Annotated in this window: 17 protein-coding genes; 13 read left to right on the forward strand and 4 right to left on the reverse strand. The window is 34.8% G+C overall.

Annotated features, from left to right (window positions below):
- The first annotated feature begins 4 nt into the window (after positions 1-4).
- From lacC to galT, 4 genes are all read left to right on the forward strand, one after another.
- Complete coding sequence (gene lacC / locus ABH959_RS02880; protein WP_404492259.1) at positions 5-940, forward strand: tagatose-6-phosphate kinase; 936 nt, start codon at positions 5-7, stop codon at positions 938-940.
- 15 nt (positions 941-955) lie between these two features.
- Positions 956-1,963, forward strand: coding sequence for a tagatose-bisphosphate aldolase (gene lacD / locus ABH959_RS02885; protein ID WP_404492260.1), 1,008 nt, complete (start codon positions 956-958; stop codon positions 1,961-1,963).
- Between the two features lie 445 nt (positions 1,964-2,408).
- Entirely contained in the window at positions 2,409-6,785 is a 4,377-nt protein-coding gene (locus tag ABH959_RS02890) for an endo-alpha-N-acetylgalactosaminidase family protein (RefSeq protein ID WP_404492261.1), read from the forward strand.
- Between the two features lie 404 nt (positions 6,786-7,189).
- Positions 7,190-8,680 carry a UDP-glucose--hexose-1-phosphate uridylyltransferase gene (gene galT, locus ABH959_RS02895; protein ID WP_404492262.1) on the forward strand — a complete coding sequence of 497 codons (1,491 nt, stop codon included), beginning with the start codon at positions 7,190-7,192 and terminating at the stop codon, positions 8,678-8,680.
- Between the two features lie 309 nt (positions 8,681-8,989).
- Here the strand turns inward: galT and ABH959_RS02900 are convergent, their stop codons facing one another.
- Complete coding sequence (locus ABH959_RS02900; protein WP_001259916.1) at positions 8,990-9,298, reverse strand: ArsR/SmtB family transcription factor; 309 nt, start codon at positions 9,296-9,298, stop codon at positions 8,990-8,992.
- A gap of 107 nt (positions 9,299-9,405) precedes the next feature.
- Between ABH959_RS02900 and ABH959_RS02905 the strand changes: the two genes are divergently transcribed.
- Together ABH959_RS02905 and ABH959_RS02910 are read left to right on the forward strand one after the other, a co-directional pair.
- Positions 9,406-10,341, forward strand: a complete 936-nt coding sequence (locus ABH959_RS02905) for an aldo/keto reductase (protein ID WP_113938264.1) — start codon at positions 9,406-9,408, stop codon at positions 10,339-10,341.
- A 49-nt stretch (positions 10,342-10,390) separates the two neighbouring features.
- Positions 10,391-11,566, forward strand: coding sequence for an MFS transporter (locus tag ABH959_RS02910; RefSeq protein ID WP_113938265.1), 1,176 nt, complete (start codon positions 10,391-10,393; stop codon positions 11,564-11,566).
- A gap of 185 nt (positions 11,567-11,751) precedes the next feature.
- Here the strand turns inward: ABH959_RS02910 and ABH959_RS02915 are convergent, their stop codons facing one another.
- Both ABH959_RS02915 and ABH959_RS02920 read right to left on the reverse strand, forming a co-directional pair.
- Positions 11,752-11,976 (reverse strand): hypothetical protein, encoded by a 225-nt coding sequence (locus ABH959_RS02915; protein ID WP_002064959.1) that lies wholly within the window; start codon positions 11,974-11,976, stop codon positions 11,752-11,754.
- A gap of 84 nt (positions 11,977-12,060) precedes the next feature.
- Positions 12,061-12,408 carry a DUF4257 domain-containing protein gene (locus ABH959_RS02920; RefSeq protein WP_000426320.1) on the reverse strand — a complete coding sequence of 116 codons (348 nt, stop codon included), beginning with the start codon at positions 12,406-12,408 and terminating at the stop codon, positions 12,061-12,063.
- A 196-nt stretch (positions 12,409-12,604) separates the two neighbouring features.
- Here ABH959_RS02920 and ABH959_RS02925 point away from each other — a divergent pair, with 196 nt between their 5' ends.
- From ABH959_RS02925 to ABH959_RS02945, 5 genes are all read left to right on the forward strand, one after another.
- Complete coding sequence (locus ABH959_RS02925; protein WP_113938266.1) at positions 12,605-13,132, forward strand: DinB family protein; 528 nt, start codon at positions 12,605-12,607, stop codon at positions 13,130-13,132.
- Between the two features lie 182 nt (positions 13,133-13,314).
- Positions 13,315-14,364 carry a ribosome small subunit-dependent GTPase A gene (rsgA, locus tag ABH959_RS02930; RefSeq protein ID WP_404492263.1) on the forward strand — a complete coding sequence of 350 codons (1,050 nt, stop codon included), beginning with the start codon at positions 13,315-13,317 and terminating at the stop codon, positions 14,362-14,364.
- Positions 14,365-14,575: 211 nt separating this feature from the next.
- On the forward strand, positions 14,576-16,558 hold the full coding sequence (locus ABH959_RS02935) for a HAMP domain-containing methyl-accepting chemotaxis protein (RefSeq protein ID WP_113938268.1): 1,983 nt from the start codon (positions 14,576-14,578) through the stop codon (positions 16,556-16,558).
- Positions 16,559-16,722: 164 nt separating this feature from the next.
- Positions 16,723-17,028, forward strand: coding sequence for a hypothetical protein (locus tag ABH959_RS02940; protein ID WP_113938269.1), 306 nt, complete (start codon positions 16,723-16,725; stop codon positions 17,026-17,028).
- 266 nt (positions 17,029-17,294) lie between these two features.
- Entirely contained in the window at positions 17,295-17,663 is a 369-nt protein-coding gene (locus ABH959_RS02945; RefSeq protein ID WP_002086098.1) for a DUF3979 family protein, read from the forward strand.
- A 33-nt stretch (positions 17,664-17,696) separates the two neighbouring features.
- Here ABH959_RS02945 and ABH959_RS02950 read toward each other — a convergent pair whose 3' ends face one another.
- Entirely contained in the window at positions 17,697-18,737 is a 1,041-nt protein-coding gene (locus tag ABH959_RS02950; protein ID WP_002031445.1) for a YkvI family membrane protein, read from the reverse strand.
- A 235-nt stretch (positions 18,738-18,972) separates the two neighbouring features.
- On the opposite strand from ABH959_RS02950, the gene ABH959_RS02955 reads away from it, so the two are divergent.
- On the forward strand, positions 18,973-19,416 hold the full coding sequence (locus ABH959_RS02955; protein WP_002135813.1) for a Dps family protein: 444 nt from the start codon (positions 18,973-18,975) through the stop codon (positions 19,414-19,416).
- 108 nt (positions 19,417-19,524) lie between these two features.
- Positions 19,525-19,980: a DUF3939 domain-containing protein gene (locus ABH959_RS02960; RefSeq protein ID WP_002135815.1), complete on the forward strand. Its 456-nt coding sequence runs from the start codon at positions 19,525-19,527 to the stop codon at positions 19,978-19,980.
- Positions 19,981-20,102: the final 122 nt, after the last annotated feature.

The following is a 20,102-nucleotide window of genomic DNA, read 5'->3' on the forward strand; positions in this document are numbered from 1 at the left end:
ACCAATGATTTTATCTGTCACCATGAATCCATCGGTCGATATTTCCTATCCGATTCATGAATTAAAGTTAGATGTTGTTAACCGTGTGGAAACGGTTCATAAAACTGCTGGTGGAAAAGGCTTGAATGTTGCGCGAGTGATCGCTCAAATGGAAGAAGTTGTCCTAGCGACAGGTGTGCTTGGTGGTACGATTGGTGAATATATTATTCAAGAATTAAATAAAAGCAATATTCCAAATGACTTTTTAAAAATTAAAAAAGAATCAAGAAATTGTATTGCTATTCTTCATGAAGGGATGCAAACAGAGATTTTAGAATCTGGGCCGACATTATCTAAAGAAGAAGGGGAAATTTTTTTAGGGAAATTTGAATGTCTGCTTACAACAGCTTCACTTGTGACAATTTCGGGCAGTTTGCCGAAAGGGTTACCGACTAACTTTTATTATCACATGTTAGAAATCTGTCATAAAAATGAAATTCCAGTAATTATGGATTCGTCAGGAGAATCTTTGAAACAAGCCATCATGCATAAAGAAAAACCATTTGCCATCAAACCAAATGCAGCGGAATTATCTCAGCTGCTGGGCAGTAACATGGAAGCGGGAATCATAGGTATAAAGCAAGCATTAAACGATGAACTATTTACTGGTATTGAGTGGATTATCGTTTCAATGGGTAGTGAAGGTGCATTTGTTAGGCACGGCGAGGACTATTACAGAGTTACGATTCCAAAAATAAAAATGGTCAATCCTGTAGGGTCTGGTGATGCGACAGTTGCAGGGTTAGCTGTGGCACTACATCAAAATCAAACCGTTGAGACTGTTCTTAAAACAGCGATGACTACAGGAATGTTAAATACCATGGAAGCTGGAACTGGTTATATTAATGTGAATAAGTTTAAACAATACTTTGATCTCGTTAAAGTTGTAAAAATAGATTGATAGAGGAGAATGTTGATGTTAGAACTAACCAAAAATAAATTGGAAGCTCTAAAACGGCTATCTGCTGAAAATGGCATAATTGGGGCATTGGCTATTGATCAACGCGGTTCATTGAAAAAAATGATCGCGTCTGGTGGTGCAAGTCATGTTGGAGATGAGGGCATTATCCGTTTCAAAGAGTTAGTTTCTGAGGAATTAACACCATTTGCAACAGCGATTCTTTTGGACCCGGAATACGGTCTGCCAGCGGCTAAGGTCCGCGATAAAGAATCGGGCTTAATCGTAGCGTATGAAAAAACTGGATACGATGCGTCAGAAGTAGGCCGGTTGCCAGATTTATTATCGGAATGGTCAGTAAAGCGATTAAAGGAAGCAGGTGCCGATGCTATTAAATTCTTACTCTACTATGATTTTAATGAAGATGAAAAAATTAATAACTATAAACATGTCTATATGGAACGTATCGGATCCGAGTGTGCAGCTGAAGACATACCATTTTTCTTGGAGATTGTTACTTATGATGCTGAAAGTGATGATGTGAAAAGTAAAGCATACGCAAAAATAAAACCGTATAAAGTGATTGAGGCTATGAAGGAGTTCTCGAAACCACAATACAAAGTAGATGTTTTAAAAGTAGAAGTTCCAGTAGATATGAACTTTGTGGAAGGATATACAGCAGGTGAATTTGTTTACAGTAAAGAAAAAGCAGCTTCTTATTTCAAAGAACAAAGTGAAGCAACCGAGCTGCCGTTTATTTTCCTGAGTGCAGGAGTAAGCGCAAAATTATTTCAAGAAACATTAAAATTTGCTAAAGACTCTGGTTCTACCTTTAACGGAGTGTTATGTGGTCGGGCGACTTGGAGAGACGGTGTGATACCGTTTGCTTTAGGCGGTGAACAAGCAGGTCGTGATTGGTTAAAAGATATTGGTAAAAGGAATACTGAAGAACTGAATTTCGTGTTGAAAGAGACAGCTAACTCATGGTTTGCTAAAGTGAAAGTAACAGCTGAGCTTCAAAGTTAGTACAATATCTTTTCTTCCATATATCTTTCAATTCATTTATTTTTAAGAAATATTTGCATCAGAATCAATTTTTAAACGGAATGAAGAAAAATGAGCAGACATTTATCTGCTCATTTTTTAGTAAGGCCAGCATGTGTGAAAACCCTAGGGGGAAAGTCCAGAACAGTAAAAGTAGTAGTAACTATAGCTTAAAACAGGGATATGTGAGGTGCACTTTATATCTGAAGTAAATATAGCTGGTAAAAGGTAATAATACCCTTATTTTGTAAGCGTTTTAAAAAGACAATATAACTAAAAAAAGAAACAATATCTTTATTGAGTGGGCACTTGAAAAAAACTATTCTAAACATAGGTGAAAGCGTTACCTTTCAGGTTTTGGTATATTTTAAAATTAATGTACAGGTATCGTCTCTAACTAAAATTAAAATTCAAAGGGGGAGAAGAATTGGAGAGTAAGCATTTCAAGAGAGCTTTTAATACTCTTCTTGCACTTGTGCTGATTGTGCCAACATTTTTAGTGAGCATGATTGTGCCATTACATGTAGGAGCAAATGTGTCTAATCCATGGGTCACAATTTCATCTGGAGGAAACGAAATTAATGCATTAATAGAACAGAATGGGAAGTCCTATGCAAGGCTTGGAGCAGGTGCCGGAAATGATAATGGGGCTAAAGCTGCAATTTTTCAAGAACAAAATAAAGTTGCTAAAGAATCGGGAACGATGGCGTATACCTTTACTCCAGAAACCAAGGGAGAAGATACTAGATTTGGTTTCTATCCTCATTATATTGACAATAATAACTTCGTTTTTGTAGGCTACGACTCAGTTGGATGGTTCTATGAATACAAATATCAAGGAAAAGGTGATTGGTTAAAAACGAGACCGAATGTTCCACTTCCAGAGGCTGGGACCTCACATTCCATAAAAATTGATTATAACGGAACCACTATGAATATTACATTAGATGGAAAAGATTTATTTGGATCAGTTACGTTACCTAATGATGTAAATAACCTCCTTACAGGTAAGGAAGCGGTTAAACTCGGTGCCTTTGGAGATAAAAAAAGTCAAGTACTCATTGAATTAGGAAATGCACCTGGGGATGGAGGCACGGATCCAGGAGATGAAAAACTTGTCGACATTACGGATAATAAACTGGAAGAAGGCGACTTTAAAATTATCTCAGGTGACGGAAAAGTCACCTATAATGAAGATGGTTCAGCAACTTTCGGTGTTACATCTACTCAAAAGAATCGAATTGTCTACAACCAAATGAAAGCGATTAAAAATGGTGTTTTTGAAGCGGATGTTACTACTAATACTGATAAGATGAATCGCTTTGGATTAATCTATCGTGTTCAAAATGCATCTTCATACACATATGTGGGAACAGGGGATACGAACGATCAATATTTTGGTGAAACATTTGGACCTATAAACAATTGGACGTCGATGACTTCAAACGTGCCCTTAAAAGCAAAACAAACATACCATTTACGTTTAGTATTCATGGACGATGTTGCAACGTTATACATTGAGGGTAAAAAGGTAGACTCTTGGACTTTAACAGGTGGTGTAGATCAAGCGGGGGGACTTGGGTTTGAAAAAAGCCGAGGAGCTGCCGATATTACGATTTCTAATATCAAAATCAAGGAATATAGTGCGCAAAAACCTCCAGATACCACGCCAGTAGAAGATACATTAAAGTCAAAGTATATGGATGTCACTATTGACCAAGTATTCCCGCGAATTGTGAAATACAAAGTTGGCGATAAAGTAATGAATGGACAAGAAGCACCTGTTTACGGATTGAAAGTAAATGGTGGACTATACTATCCTAAAGTAAACTTTGAAAAGTTAAGCGATAGTGAAGCGCTATATACATTAAAAGTTGTGGATGAAATTAAAAATCTTGATGCTGTATTTAAAGTATCTTTGAAAGTAAATGATAATAAAGTTATTTATAGTTTCGATGAAATTAAAAATAATGGTAGTGCAAAAATTGAAACAGTTGAGTTTGCTGATATGAACGTTATCTCAGTAAATTCGGAGCAAAAAGGTGCAAAAGCTAAATTAACGAATATTAGTACTGATGTTAGGAAATCAGGTGATGTGGATGTAAGCGTAGATTCTTCTATGGAGGAAATAGGTACATCTACTAAAAATTATACTGCATTTTTGTCAACTGACGAATTGAGTGCAGGTGTATGGTCTAGTTCAGAAGTGGATGGCTATAAAAACTTAGTTGCAAATCGATATGTAAATAAAAATGGTGCGAAAGCAATGGGGATAGGTTCTAGTGCACTCTATTACCAAAGAGATTTTATGCCAGAACCACAAAAAAATAAGCCAACTATTAAAATAGCTATCGCTAAAGATTTGAATACTGATAATAAGACAGATTGGCAGGATGCGGCGATTGCATACCGTGATATTATGCAAGACATTAAAGGATATCAAGATGTAAACAATAATGTTGGAATGCGTATTGCAATGAATTTCGGATCACAAGTACAACAACCATTCTTAAAAACAGCAGATAATGTTAAAAAAGTTGCTCTTGCTACAGATGAATTGGGGCAAGCTGTTTTATTGAAAGGATATGCAAACGAAGGACATGACAGTGGTCATCCGGATTATGGCAATGTGGGTGAGCGTATGGGCGGCGTTAAAGATTTGGATACGCTTATTAAAGAGGGGCGTAAGTATAATACCCAATTTGGTGTCCATATAAATGCACAAGAAGTTTATCCTGAAGCGAAAGCTTTCAACAATGATTTTATTGATCGTCCAAATTCTTTAGGATGGGGATGGTTAGATCAATCTTATACAATTAATAAATTAAAAGATTTGTATTCTGGAGCACGTGCGAAAAGACTAGATGAATTGAAAGCTGCTGTTTCAGATCTTGACTTTATTTATTTGGATGTATGGTATCAAAATCAATGGGAATCAAATAGAATAGCAGATCAATTTAAAGATAGGGGCTGGAGACTAACAACGGAATTTGGTGGTTCTATGGCCAATTATTCAACGTGGCAACACTGGGCTACCGATAAAAACTACGGTGGACCGGAAAGCAAAGGTATCAACTCAGAAGTACTACGCTTTATTAGCAATCACCAAAGAGATTCTTGGGTGTTAAATTGGCCTGAAGTAGGTGGAACTGCTGATCATCCATTACTTGGTGGATTTGAATTAGCTGGTTTCGAAGGGTGGCAATCTGATAAGAATTTTGATAATTTTATTCGCATGACATTTGATACGAATCTACCTACTAAATTTTTACAAAAATATTATGTAATGAATTGGACAGATGTAGAAGGTGATAGAAGCAAGACAAACTTAGAAAAAGAAATAAAATTGAAAGACCCAAGTAATGGGGATGTTGTCGATGTAACTAGAAAAGACAATTCTAGGGAACGTGTTATTAAACTGAATGGAAATGTTATACTTGATGGTCAAGCTTATTTAATTCCTTGGGTGAAACAAGACTTTAAAAATCCAACTTCTAATTCTGAAAAACTGTATCATTGGAATTTGGAAGGTGGTACAACTACTTGGACACTTCCAGATGAATATAAGGGTGTATCTAGTGTTTATGTATACAAACTGACAGATCGAGGTAGAGCAGATATGAAAGAAGTCAAGGTAGTAAATAATAAGGTAACTTTGACAGCTAGTGCGGCAACTCCTTATGTTGTTGTACCAAAAAGAGATAAAGGGTTGGAAATCCTTGACTATGATTGGAGTAAGAGTGCTCATATATATGACGCGGGATTCAATACTGGAAAAGTAAGTGCATATACAACAATTGAGGGTGATAACAAAGCTGTAAGCGCCGTTAGAACGAATCAAACTGGAAGTAACCGTAACTTAAGTAGTGGAGATTACTACTTGAATATTGATAGTCCGTCAAAAAATACAACTGTTTCCCGTGTCCTTACTGGTTTGGAACCAGGTAAAGAATATGTAGCAGAGGTATATGTTGAAAACAATAGTGATGTAAAGGCCGGAATTACAGTAACAGGTGGGAAAGAAGACGTTAACAATTACACACTTCGCAGCCTGCAAAAGAACTATGTTAAGGCAGATTCACATGCCTCAAATGATGGATATAATAGCAAAATGCAAATCATGCAAGTAAGCTTTACAGCTGTAACTAATAAAGCTAAATTAACTCTCAGCCGTGATGCTGGAAAAGGAAACACAAGATTTGATGATATTCGGATCGTTCAAAAGTCCTTAACAAATTATGCCTCACCGACGGAATTTAAACAAGATTTTGAAACGGTGGTACAAGGTATTTACCCATTCGTTATTGGTAACACAGAAGGGGTAGAAGACAACAGAATTCATCTGTCTGAACTGCATGCTCCATATACGCAAAAAGGCTGGGCAGGTAAAAAGTTAGTCGATGATGTATTAGGTGGGAATTGGTCCGTTAAAGTGAACACTGGAAATAAAGGTTTGCTGTACCGTACTATTCCTCAAAATTATCGTTTCGAACCAGGCGTAACTTATAAAGTATCATTTGACTATCAAACAACAGCAAATGCATTCCGCTTTATTTCAGGGGATCAAGAAATTGATGTTCGAGACATTGCGAGTGCAAAGGGATTGAGTGTGAATAACACTCTTACTGCATCTACTGACACAAAAACAGCAGAGTTTACTGTGACAGGTTCTGAGAACGGTCAAACTTATGTTGGGATTTTCAGTGATGGAACGAATTTAAACGGGGATACCGGAGCAGGTACGTTTATTTTAGATAATTTACGTATTGAAAAGGTGACTTCAGGGGGAGAGGCACAGAGATAAAAATCTCGAATTAAGATAAAGGTAGTTTTATAGCTAGTGTAATATCGTGAATTAGAGGCCTATCTCAGAGGAGATAGGCCTCATTGTGTTCATTGAATCATCGGAAACTGCTTTTAAAAAATTTTCCTTTGTATGTTTTTAGTGAATTGTTAAAAGTGAAAAGCAAGATGTCTAAAAAATACGACAAGATGTTGATTGTAGAAGTGTTTTTACATACGTATAATGTAACAAAATAGCTTGCTAAACGGGCGATTCTAGTATGCTAATAGCTTCTTCGGAGAAAGCAAAACATATATTAGAATGGTGGGGTTATCCCATACGTCTGTTCATAAAATGATAAAAGGTACATAGAACTTGCATCGTAACAACATAAACCGATATAAGGCTAGAGGAGGTAAATGCTGATGATATATCAAGTTATCCAGCAGTTAATTGATCGTGCTATTGAAATTCAATTGATTGAACAAGAAGATGCAATATATACAAGGAATAAAATCCTTTCCTTACTTCGTTTAGATGACTTTGTAGTGGAAGCGTCAGCGCCTACGCCCGCAAAGAAAGCAATTTCGGAGTTATTGGAAGAGTTAATCGAATATGCTTGTATGCATAAAGTCATTGAGGGAGTACTGGATGAGAAGGAGATTTTAGCAAGTGCAATTATGGATGTTTTTATGTCCAAACCGTCCGTTATCAATGCTCTATTTTATGAAAAATACGAACAAAATCCGAAGGGTGCGACAGATTACTTCTATGAATTAAGTAAAAACAGCAACTATATCCAAATGAAGCAAATTGCCAAAAATATAAATTATAAAGTAAATACGGAATACGGTACCATTGATATAACGATCAACTTATCAAAGCCGGAAAAAGACCCAAAACAAATTGCAAGAGAAAAAGTATTGGAAAGTACGGGTTATCCAAAATGTTTACTCTGTATTGAGAATGAAGGATATATGGGCAGGATTGGACATCCTGCACGCTCGAATCATCGTATGATGCGTATGAATCTTACAGATGAAAGCTGGTTTCTACAGTATTCTCCGTATATATACTTCAATGAACACTGTATTGTATTGTCCTCAGAACATCGAGATATGAAAATTGACCGTCAAACATTTTTACGCTTGTTAAAATTTGTAGAAAAATTCCCGCATTATTTCCTTGGTTCCAATGCAGATTTGCCAATTGTAGGAGGGTCCATTCTAACACATGACCATTATCAAGGCGGAAACTATGAATTTGCTATGGCAAATGCATCGAACGACCTAATCTTTGAACTAACCAACTTTCCAGCAATCCAATGTTCTATTGTTAAATGGCCCATGTCAGTTATTCGTTTAAGAAGTAACGATATAGAACAAGTAGTAAATGCAGGGGAGTACATATTAGAGAGGTGGAAGGGATATAGTGACCCTTCTGTTCATATATTTGCATTTACGAATGAAATTCCACATAACACGATTACGCCGATTGCCCGCTACCGGAATGGTATGTACGAATTGGACCTTGTTTTGCGAAACAATCGTACAAGTGAAGAACATCCGCTAGGTATTTTTCACCCTCATGCGGAAATACAGCATATTAAAAAGGAAAATATCGGTCTGATTGAAGTAATGGGGTTAGCTGTACTTCCTGCTCGTTTAAAAACAGAACTTCAGGAAGTGGAAAAATTCTTACTTAACATTCCAAGTGATATTCCATCGCCTCATATACGATGGACAGAACAATTAAAAAGCAAATATGACAATCGGATAAATGAACAAAATGTACAGGAGATTGTAAAAGAAGAATTGGGACAGAAATTTATACAGGCGCTTGAAGATGCAGGTGTTTTTAAACGAGATGACGAAGGGATATCGGCTTTTAAACGTTTTATTCAGACCTTAAATTAGGAATGGATCTGGTAGTTATGGTGATTACAAATGACCTAATTATATGATAAGGGGGGTAATAATATGGAGGAGTGTGAGCATAAGCAACTACAGGAATTGAAACAGATAGGTGGCCCTATATTAATGATGTGTATAAAATGTAATCAAATAATTAAAGTGTCCAAAGGATTCAGTACAAAAATAAAGTAAAAAGAATGAAACGCATACATTCCTAGTATGTGATGAACAAATTCCCGACTTCTTAGAGTTGCATTTTATTAAAAGAATAGCAAAAAATAAAAAACATCTCATATGAATATGAGATGTTTTTTAGTACGGTTCTGTTGCATGTATTACGACGTCTAATAAACCGGGGAATCTAGCATTTAAGTCATCTTCACGAATTGAAATGAAACGTTGTGTGCCTTCAAGGCGTGTATACATAACACCAGATTCACGTAAAACTTTGAAATGATGAGATAAAGTTGATTTCGCAATTGGAATGTTTAACGCACCACAAGATTGTTCATTTTTCTCTAGTAGCATAGTTACAATTTGTAAACGAATTTGATCGCTAAGTGCATATAAGACAGAAGAGAATTGAATTTCTTCTCGATTTGGATGATAGAGAGTACGCATTTTTTCACCTGCTTGTATAAGTTAATATATTTGCACTATAACATATAAAGTGGTATATTTCTATTGTTCGAATATAATCGAACAATAGAAATATAGGGGGATAAAAAATGAATTATACAAAATTGCAAAAGGCAGGACTAAATATTTCGAAGTTGGGGTTAGGAACAAACGCTGTTGGGGGACATAATTTATATGCTGATGTGAATGAGGAAGAAGGAAAAAGATTAATAGAAGAAGCAATTCAGCAAGGGATTACATTTTTTGATACAGCAGATTCATACGGTTTCGGTAGATCAGAGGAATTGGTAGGAGAAGTATTAAAAGGAAAACGCCACGAGTTTGTACTTGCTACAAAAGGTGGAATTCAGCCGTTATTAAATGGAGAGGTTCATATTAATAATGAACCAAGCTATTTAAGAAATGCTGTGGAAAATAGCTTAAGAAGATTACAAACTGATTATATTGATTTATATTATTTACATTTTACAAATCCTGAAACAAGTTACATAGATTCAATTGGAGAGCTTACTCGCCTAAAAGAAGAAGGGAAAATTCGTTCAATTGGAATATCTAACGTAAATGTAGAGCAACTAAAAGAGGCGAATCAGCACGGACATATAGATGTTGTACAATCACCGTATAATATGTTGGATCGTGCTGCTGGGGAAGAACTTTTGCCATATTGTATAGAATCAGGTATTTCATTTATTCCGTACGGGCCTCTTGCCTTTGGGATACTAGGTGGAAAATATACAGAAGATTTCAAATTGAACGAAGGGGATTGGCGTCAAAGTGTAAATCTATTTGAAGAAAATACATATAAGAGTAACTTTAAGAAAGTTGAGAAGTTAAAAGGCTTAGCTAAAGAAAAGAATCTCGAAGTATCGCATTTAGCTTTAGCGTGGTTATTAAACAAAAAAGGAATTGATACTGTTATTCCTGGTGGGAAACGAGCAGAGCAAATAAGAGAAAGTGTAAGAGCAGTGGATGTTTCATTGAATGAAAAAGTTATGAAAGAGATTGAATCTATTTTAGAAGATTAGTTGAAAAGAGGGATAGGGCCCTCTTTTTATATAAAAGGAGAAGGTTTAAATGAAAAGAGTGCTAGCTGTATTCTTTACGATAATGTTTATGATTGGTACAGATACTTTCTTAATTTCACCACTTTTGCCGACATTACAACAGGTGTATCATGTATCAACTGAATTATCAGGATGGATGGTGAGTTCATATGCTTTAGGATACGCTGGATTTGCGCTTATCGCTGGTCCTATATCAGATGGCTTAAACAGAAAAAAAGTGATGGTATTAGGAATGAGTTTTTTTGCATTAAGTACATTTTTGTGTGGAATGGCACCGAGTTTTTTATGGATGCTAACATTTAGATTTTTAGCAGGTGTAAGTGCAGCTTTTGTATCTCCACAAGTATGGGCATCTATTCCGCTCCTTATAGAGAAGAAGCAAATTGTAAAAGCAATTGGAATTGCAACAGCAGGGTTATCAATCTCCCAAATTTTAGGCCTGCCAATTGGAGCATATTTAGCAACGATACATTATACAACACCATTCTTCGTCATTGGTATATTATCAGCACTACTTGTCGTTCTTATTTATGTAGTATTACCAGAAATACAACCGGTTCATATAGGTGGAAGTAAAACAAACATCTTAAAGCGCTATAAACAATTACTTACAGATTCAAAGGTTTCACTTTCTTATTTTGCATATTTTGTTTTTCAAACTGGTAATTTTGCTGCATTTTCATTTTTTGGTGTATGGCTTTCCATTCAATTTGGCTTACAAGTCCATGAAATAGGAACAGCTATGCTCGTATTAGGGTTAGGAAATTTAACAGGGAATATTTTTGGCCCAAGAATCGTAAATAAAATTGGTTATAACCTTTCTTTCTATGGTGGAATTGTATTTACAGCTGTGCTATATGTATTACTTCCTCATGTAAAGAACATTATATTTGTGGAGTTATTATTCTTTGTTTTATTTTTTGTGACAGGAATTTTGTTTGTATTGATGATGGGGCGCTTACAAAATATGTCTAGTATAGCAAGAGGAACAGGAGCCGCTCTTGCTAATGCTTCTATGTATATTGGCCAAATGATTGGAGCGGCAATAGCAGGAATGTTATTTGCAGCATCTCACAATTTTATACTTGTAGGTAGTTTTACTGCGTTACTATATATAGGAGCTTTATTTTTGTTTAGAAAAAGTGAAAAGCTTAGTGAAGATAGTGAAACAGGAATTGCATCATAAAGCCTTTAAAAATAAATCGGGGAAATCCAAAAAAATAAAAAATCCCTAAAGAGATAGGGATTTATATATCGGCATATAGTTCCTTGGAAAAGGATATACTTAGTTTAACATATAGGACTACTTATATTTGTGAAATAGATGTGAAAGTAATGTGAAAAATGCCGTAATAAAAAGCACTGTTTTAGCTAAAACAGTGCTTTTCTCTTTGATTGAACAGTTGCTGCATTTTCATCATGTATGCCTGCATCATTAATAATTCGTTGTTTTGCTTTATTTAATAGATGGTTTACTGCTTCACCAAAATAGTTAGCTTCGCTTTTTGTGCGGGCTTCTCGTAAACATTTATAGTTTTCTAGCAGTTTCTCTTTTTCGGTGTTTGTTAAGAAATCTTCTATTTTCTTTTTTGTCATACGAAACACCCTTTCTTCTGACAAACGACACAATAGAAAATATTTATTTTTTATTATAACAATAATTTTTAGAGAAAGTATAGACTAACGTCGTAATAGTTTGTCAATTTCTTGGATTTTCTCATCAGCTTTTCCAATTTGCGTATTTTTAGCCTGTTCACCACCAAGAGCTTGGTGAAGTAAAAACGTTTGACCGGAAATAGCGGTCACAATGGAGACTTTTATAATTTCTTTTATTAAGGTGACATCGAATAAAACGAGTCCAAGAAGTGCGGCGAGGCTACCTGTAAAAATATCAGTTAAAAATCCAAAATGAAAAAAAGTTTTTAAACGGCGTGGAAGCAATAACTTGCCTTGGTTATTGATCAGATGGGAAACGAAGCCAGTAATGCCACCAACGAGAACAGCGGTTAGCCATTGATACATTTCCATCGAATCCACTCCTTTTAGTGAATAAGATTCGATAATTTTATATTGATTCCTTTTAATATTTCATATAAGCATATTGAGAAAGTTTGTTTAGGTTTATTCCGTATTCAATTTAATTATAACAGAAAAATCTGATATATTTCAGTCTATTATATGAAGCGGTTATTCCTTAATATGAATGTAGAAAGGGGGGCGTGATATGAATATAGATTATCGAATAAGAAGTGTAGATGGTTATACAAAAAATATAGGGGAATTAGTAAGCATGCTGGAACATACGAGGGCTGTAACATTACAGGAAATAAACGATCTATCAGTTGAGCAATTAGATTTAATTATGCCGAGTGGAGGGAATTCCATCGGAGCGTTACTAAAGCATATAGTAGCTATTGAAAAAGCACATCAGCTTATTTCATTTCAAAAGCGTGACTTTACAAAAGAAGAATTAGAAATATGGGAAGATGCACTGTATTTAGGGGAAGCTGGGAAATCTATTCGTGGCTATGACATACCGTATTATGTACAACTTTTGCAAAAAGTGAGAGAAGAAACACTAAAGTGTTTGAGTGAACAGGATGACGAATGGCTAATGTCAGAAAGAAAGTGGCCTAACGGTGTAGCGTATAACCAGCACTATCTTTGGTTTCATGTGATAGAAGATGAAATTAGTCATCGTGGACAAATTAGAATGCTAAAAAATAAGTTATTTGAAAATTACGTTAAATAAGGTAGCTTTTTAATGGGATATTCCATATAATGAGAGTAATTAAAATTAGAACGGGGTGATGTATTATGGCGAAATTAACTTATATGAATAATAAACCAAATACAAAGGTGGACGGAAAGGGCGATACTCTATAAGTGAGCGCACAATCCTTCCACTAAGTTCAAACTAGGGAGGATATCAATTTGGATCAAAATATTTTAGAATCTTTCGGATGGGATTCTTTTTTTGAAGAACAAGCTGTAGAGAACTATGAAGTAGGGCGTATTTTACTTGAGCATAAGCATATATATCGGATTATTTGTAATGATGGTGAATATGTAGCGGAACTGTCTGGGAAGTTTCGTCATGAAGCGTTAACGAAGGGAGATTATCCGGCAGTTGGGGATTGGGTGTATATAAAGAAAATAGAAAATGAGAAAAAGGCAATTATTCACCGTATTTTTCCGAGAAGAAGTTCTTTTTCAAGACAAGAAGCTGGTAACAGAACTGAAGAACAAATTATCGCAACAAATGTAGATTATCTATTTTTAGTGAATGCACTTAACCATGATTTCAACGTAAGAAGGATGGAACGTTATTTGCTGGTGGCTTATGAGAGCGGTGCAATGCCTGTTATTGTTTTAACGAAGAGTAGTTTATGTGAAGATGTGGAACAGAAAATTGCAGAAACTGAAGCGGTAGCAATCGGTGTTCCTATATTTGTTGTTGATAGCTTAGTGTACGTCGGAATAGAATTATTGCAACAATTTGTTTCACCAGGAAAAACAATTGCTTTAGTTGGATCTTCAGGTGCAGGGAAATCTACTTTATTAAATGCATTAATAGGAACAGATGTAGCAAAAACCGGAGATATACGTGAAGAAGATAGTAAAGGAAGGCATACGACAACTCACCGTGAATTGTTCCAATTACCGAGTGGCGGTTTAGTAATTGATACGCCTGGTATGAGGGAACTTCAGCTTTGGGAAGGAAGCACGGCAATTCAAACTACATTTTCCGATATTGAAGATCTTGCAAATACTTGCCGCTTTCGAGATTGTAAACATGAAGGTGAACCAGGATGTGCAGTGCGAAGTGCTATAGATAACGGAACTATACCCGTAGAGCGCTTACTAAGCTATAAAAAACTGCAAAGAGAATTGGCATATGTTATGAGAAAACAAAACATTACTCTGGCAAGAGCGGAACGAGATAGATGGAAAAAGGTTTCTAAACAACATAAAAAAATGTAAAAAACCAAAGGGCTTGCTCCTTTGGTTTTTTATATTTGTAAATTTTATAATAATGTTATTCGTATATATAGACAAAAGAAATTAATTTGTTTAAACTTTACAAAGTGTTCATCAAAACAAGTTATAAAAATAGAAACTAAGGAATGGGATATATTCAAAATTAGCTCTATTTAATCTTTAAAGCTTAATATTGAAATGCAGGAGGTTTATAATGAGTAAACTAGTAAGTTGGTTTAGAGATATGAAAGTAGCAAAAAAGCTATTAATTTCCTTTTTTGTTATATTAATTGCGGCAGTTTCTATTATTGGGGGCATGTCGTATCAAACAGCTAAAAAGAATTTTGAATCACAAATTATGAGTAGCGCTCAGGATAATATAAAAATATTGGATAATTTAATCAATCAAATGATTGAAGCGAAATTCAACGATGTAAATAATTTTGCACGAGTGATTCATAGTGATATGTATCAAGGGGATAATCAGGATGAGCTAAGAAAAACATTATCCCAATATATTAGTTTGAACAAAGATGTAGAACAAGTGTATGTTGCTGGAAACGATAAAAAATTTGTACAAGAACCCAATATACAAATGGCAGCAGATTATGATCCAACAGCGCGTTCTTGGTATAAAGATGCAGTGAATAAGCAAGGTGGAATTGTTGTCACTGAACCATATAAGGCACAAGGGAATGGACATATTGTCGTAACAATCGCAAAACAAACTGAAGATAAAAATGGTGTTATTGCGGTAGATTTAAGCTTAGATAATTTATTAAAAACAACAAAGTTAATCAATATTGGTAAAAAAGGCTATGCTTTCATTTTAGATGGAAAACAAAAAATAATTGCTCACCCTCAAGAAAAATCGGGTGACAAGGCAGATGATTCTTGGGGAAAGAAAATATACGAAGATAACCATGGCACTTTTTCATACACTTATGGTGGTAGTGAAAAGAAAATGATATTCGCGACAAATTTAAAAACAGGTTGGAAAATTGCAGGGACGATATATTCAAATGAAATAGTTGAAGCTGCTCAACCTGTATTTTATAATATGTTAATTGTAATGTTTATTTCATTAGTTGTAGGTGGAGTGCTTATTTATTTCGTGACACTTTCTATTACCAAACCTTTAAAGAGACTAGTTGTCACTTCTAAAGAAATAAGCGAAGGGGACTTAACTCAAACGATTCAAATACATTCAAATGATGAAATTGGACAACTTGCGAAAGGTTTTAATGAGATGACTCATTCACTACGTACATTAATTGGAAGAATTAATACTTCAGCAGGGCATGTTGCAGCTGCATCTGAAGAGTTAACAGCAAGTGTGAGACAAGCGAGTGAAGCGACTGAACAAATTACATCAGCAATGGATGAAATATCAAGTGGTGCAACGACGCAAACAGCAAGCGTAGAAAATGGTGCTATGTTACTGTTTGATGTAACAGAAGGGATTCAGCATGTAGCAAATAGCTCATCATCTATTAATACTGCTTCTGCTCACACTCGCGAAAAAGCAGAAGATGGTGGAAAGCTAGTTGGAAAAACAGTAAATCAAATGCAATCTATTGCGGAATCTGTTTCACAGTCAGATGCTGTTATTCAGTTGTTGAATAACAAATCAAAGCAAATTGGTGATATTTTAGAAGTTATTCAAAATATTGCAGATCAGACAAATCTTCTAGCTTTAAATGCAGCAATTGAGGCTGCAAGAGCTGGTGAGCATGGAAGAGGCTTTGCAATTGTTGCTGATGAAGTACGAAAATTAGCAGAGCAATCTAGTGTATCATCAAGTGAAATTAGTAAATTAATTTGTGAAATACAAGATGATATGAGTAAGACAGTAAAATCTATGAATAATGTAAATGAAGAAGTGCAATCTGGACTTGTTATTGCAAATGAAACGAAACAAAATTTCACTGAAATTTTACAATCTACAAATGAAATTGCTGACCAAATTAAAACGATGGTTGAAACGGCTAATGGGATGTCAAAAGGTGCAAATGAAGTATCTATTTCGGTTGGTCAAATTGCTATGACGGCACAAAATAATGCGACGAGTACACAAAGTGTTGCAGCGTCAGCTGAGGAGCAGTTAGCTTCCATGGAGGAAATTGGTTCTGCAGCTGGTACACTATCTCAAATGGCTGAAGAGTTACAAGTATTAATTGAAAGATTTAAAGTATAAAAAGGGGAGGCTGTCTCAAAATAGCATTAGTGCTATTAGAGACAGTCTTTTAGCTGATAAACGGATTAGAGGTTCAATGCATTTAATATTTGTCGAAAAATAGAGGAATTTGTTAAGCGGGTGTATAATTAATATAATATATACTACGTTTAAAGGAGATCAGTATGGGAGTGTATTGGGGAACGAAAAGATATTCTTGGCTTAGCTATGTCTCGTTTTGGTTAAGCATTTTATTCTTTGTTGCTTTTTTAATTGAAGTGTTTGTATTTAAAACACTTTCAAATAGCTCATTACAAATCGTTAAATACTTTTATTTTATATTTGTTCCATTAAATATCATTCTTAGTTTAAGGTTATTATTTAAGAATAATGAAAAGAAAATATTACCGATTTTTAGTTTAATTGTATCACTATTATTTGCAAGTTTAATTATAGTGTTAGCATTAGCAGCTACAGGGAAAATCTTATGAGGAGAGTGATATAAATTACTCTTCTTTTTTGTGGTTTTTTAAGAGTTATAAGTAGTGTGTAGGAAATAAGGAAAGTGATAAGTTATCAGTAAGGGAACATACTAGTGAATAGAGAGTGAACTGAAAATACTATATGTTTTGTATGTGTTTATAAAGCAAATGAATGCGGTAAGATTTGTGATATATGGTACAATAAACATGGATAGTGATAGAGATAAAGGGTATATAAAATACTCATCGTTTTTTAGTAAGAGAGGGGTTATCTTATGCTATACGAGGATTTGATGACATTATTCCAAGCTGCTCCAATAGAATTAGATAGAGGCGGCTGGAAATATATAATCCAGGAACAAAATGATAATTATGAAATTGTTGATGAAATGTTAAAAAAGCAAATGAATGTTGAATTGTATTTTAATGAGTATGATGAGGTGAAAATCACTTTATATAAAGATGGAAGCCCTATTACTACTATGCAAAGAATTGCTATTTCAAAAGTTGAGTTGGATGAAGAGGAAGACGGCATTCAATTCGTATTGGAACGCATGCCAAGTCGAATGATTCGTTTGCAATTAAAGCCATATCTTGCAGTAGAAATGGGGCCGTACTGGGAAGTATGTGAAGACTGTGAATGAAGATGAAAAACATCCGTATACACGGATGTTTTTTTATGTTTTTTGAAGTTGTTTAAAGGCAATAATCGGTAGTAAAATGATGCTCACCCAACCGATAATAGGGTATAGAATATGAAGTAATTCACTATATCCAATGAAACTAAAGCAATAACTAATTAGTAATATGAAGTAAATAATGTTATTACTTTTCCATCCGGTAATGGATTGCATTTGTTTTGTCATTCCGAATATATTCCCAACTAATGTTGTGAATACTTCACCAAAAATGATAAGAACAAAGAAAAAATGGAAAGTTGCATTAAACCTTCTTACAACTTCAGCCATTGGGATGTTATATTGATAAAATTGTTCAACTGATAATATTGCTAAATGGCTACATAATAAAATAAAGCAAAGCCCCGCGCCGCCTAAAATACCACCCCATAAAATAGCTTTTCGATCTTTTACTTCACTGGCCAATGGGACGAGAACACTTTGGGCGAGAGACAGATTTAATGCAACATATGTAATAGGGCTAGTAATCCATTTCATATTCCAACTTTCTGTAGGAACGGTGTCAATAATAGGAGTTGTACCATGAATAAAGGTTGTAATAGCAAGTCCGATAATAAAAATCATCATAATAGGTACGACAAGTGTATTCACTTCAAAAACACCTTGTAATCCCCGGCTCCCAATAATGAGGCAGGCGATGACTGTGATGAAAATACCAAGTTGTCTCGGGAGACGAAGTTGTTCTTCAAATACTGCCCCGGCTCCTGATAACATAACGCTAGTTACGCCAAATAATACGAGTAATAATAAAGTATTTACGACATTTCCAAATACATCCCCAAATAAATATTTATTAAATTCTTGCGCTGAAAATGCCCCGATTTGTGATGAAAGTAACATCATTTTTGTACCGAGCCAAATAAAAAAAAATCCACTTATACATATGCCAATGGTTCCGTACAATCCGTTAACTGTAAAAAATTCAACAATTTCTCGCCCAGTAGCAAATCCAGCTCCAACGACCGTTCCGATATAAGTAGCAGCGACTTTCTTTGCTACTTGCCATTGTTGATTGTCCATGTTATCCCTCTTTCTTCTATGATGAGCTTGACTTACTATTATGCATATGTGTGAGCTTGGACAATTAGACATATGAAGTAGTTGAAAGGATACATGAATTATATGATATTAGGGAAATATTAAGGTTGTTAAAACTTTGTTACATATAAGCTGTTCATTCAAAAGAATAGGGAATGTATGGTAAAATGAAGTTAGGTCATTAAAAGATAGTAACATGATAAGAGGAGTGGATTGTATGAGTACGAAAACGAATGTTGTTGAAGTATTAAACAAGCAGGTAGCAAATTGGAATGTATTATATGTCAAACTGCATAATTATCATTGGTATGTGACAGGACCGCACTTCTTTACATTACATGAGAAATTTGAAGAGTTTTATAATGAAGCGGGAACATACATTGATGAATTAGCAGAGCGTATTTTAGCGTTAGAAGGAAAACCGTTAGCGACAATGAAAGAGTATTTAGCAACTTCAACTGTAGTCGAAGGGACAAGCAAAGAGTCTGCAGAAGAAATGGTGCAAATTTTAGTAAACGATTTTTCTGCACTTATTCAAGAATTAAAAGAAGGTATGGAAGTAGCTGATGAAGCTGGTGATGAAACATCGGCTGATATGCTATTAGCAATTCATACGACATTAGAACAACATGTATGGATGTTAAGTGCATTCTTAAAATAAACATAAATGGATTAAAGAAAAACTCTATTGAAAAATTCTTTCAATAGAGTTTTTTGTAATTTTTCAGTTTTCTTTTATGCTATAATATAGTAAAAAGGAGGAGATGCGATGTTTCGCTTTTTCAGAACTGGAAAAGAAGAGCGGGAAATTACGAAAGACGAATTAGAGCAAGCAATGGCTAAGTTTCTAGAAACAAATGCTAATATCGTTTATACAGTCTTAGTAAATGATGATTACACAGTAAATTATGATTTGTTAAAGCCCTATTTACCTGCATTTCCAACAAATTGTTTTCTGATAACGAAGGAAACGCTGGAGGTATTTGAGCATACAGAAGAAAATTTAAACCTAGTTAAAGAAATTGATATCGTACAAAAGGCCGTAGATCAATATGTAACAGAAAAAGAAATGTTCCCAATTGTTGAAGATAGCGAAGATCAGCTCATATGCGGAGTGAAACTAGGACCATATTTAAATCGTATATTAAAAAGAGACTTATATATTTCAGAAAAGCATTATTTAGTTTCAAGTAAACCAGATAAGAAAAAAAAGAATAGTGGATAGATGTTATGAGAACAACAATAATATATTGTTGTCTTTTTTTGTTGTTAAAACATTGATTTTTCAGTCTATTTAATTTTATACTACAACTAGTGGATAGGAAGGAGTGGTGTATTATGCGTATA

It is taken from the genome of Bacillus sp. RC51, assembly GCF_044908115.1.
Classification (GTDB): Bacteria; Bacillota; Bacilli; order Bacillales; family Bacillaceae_G; genus Bacillus_A; species Bacillus_A mycoides.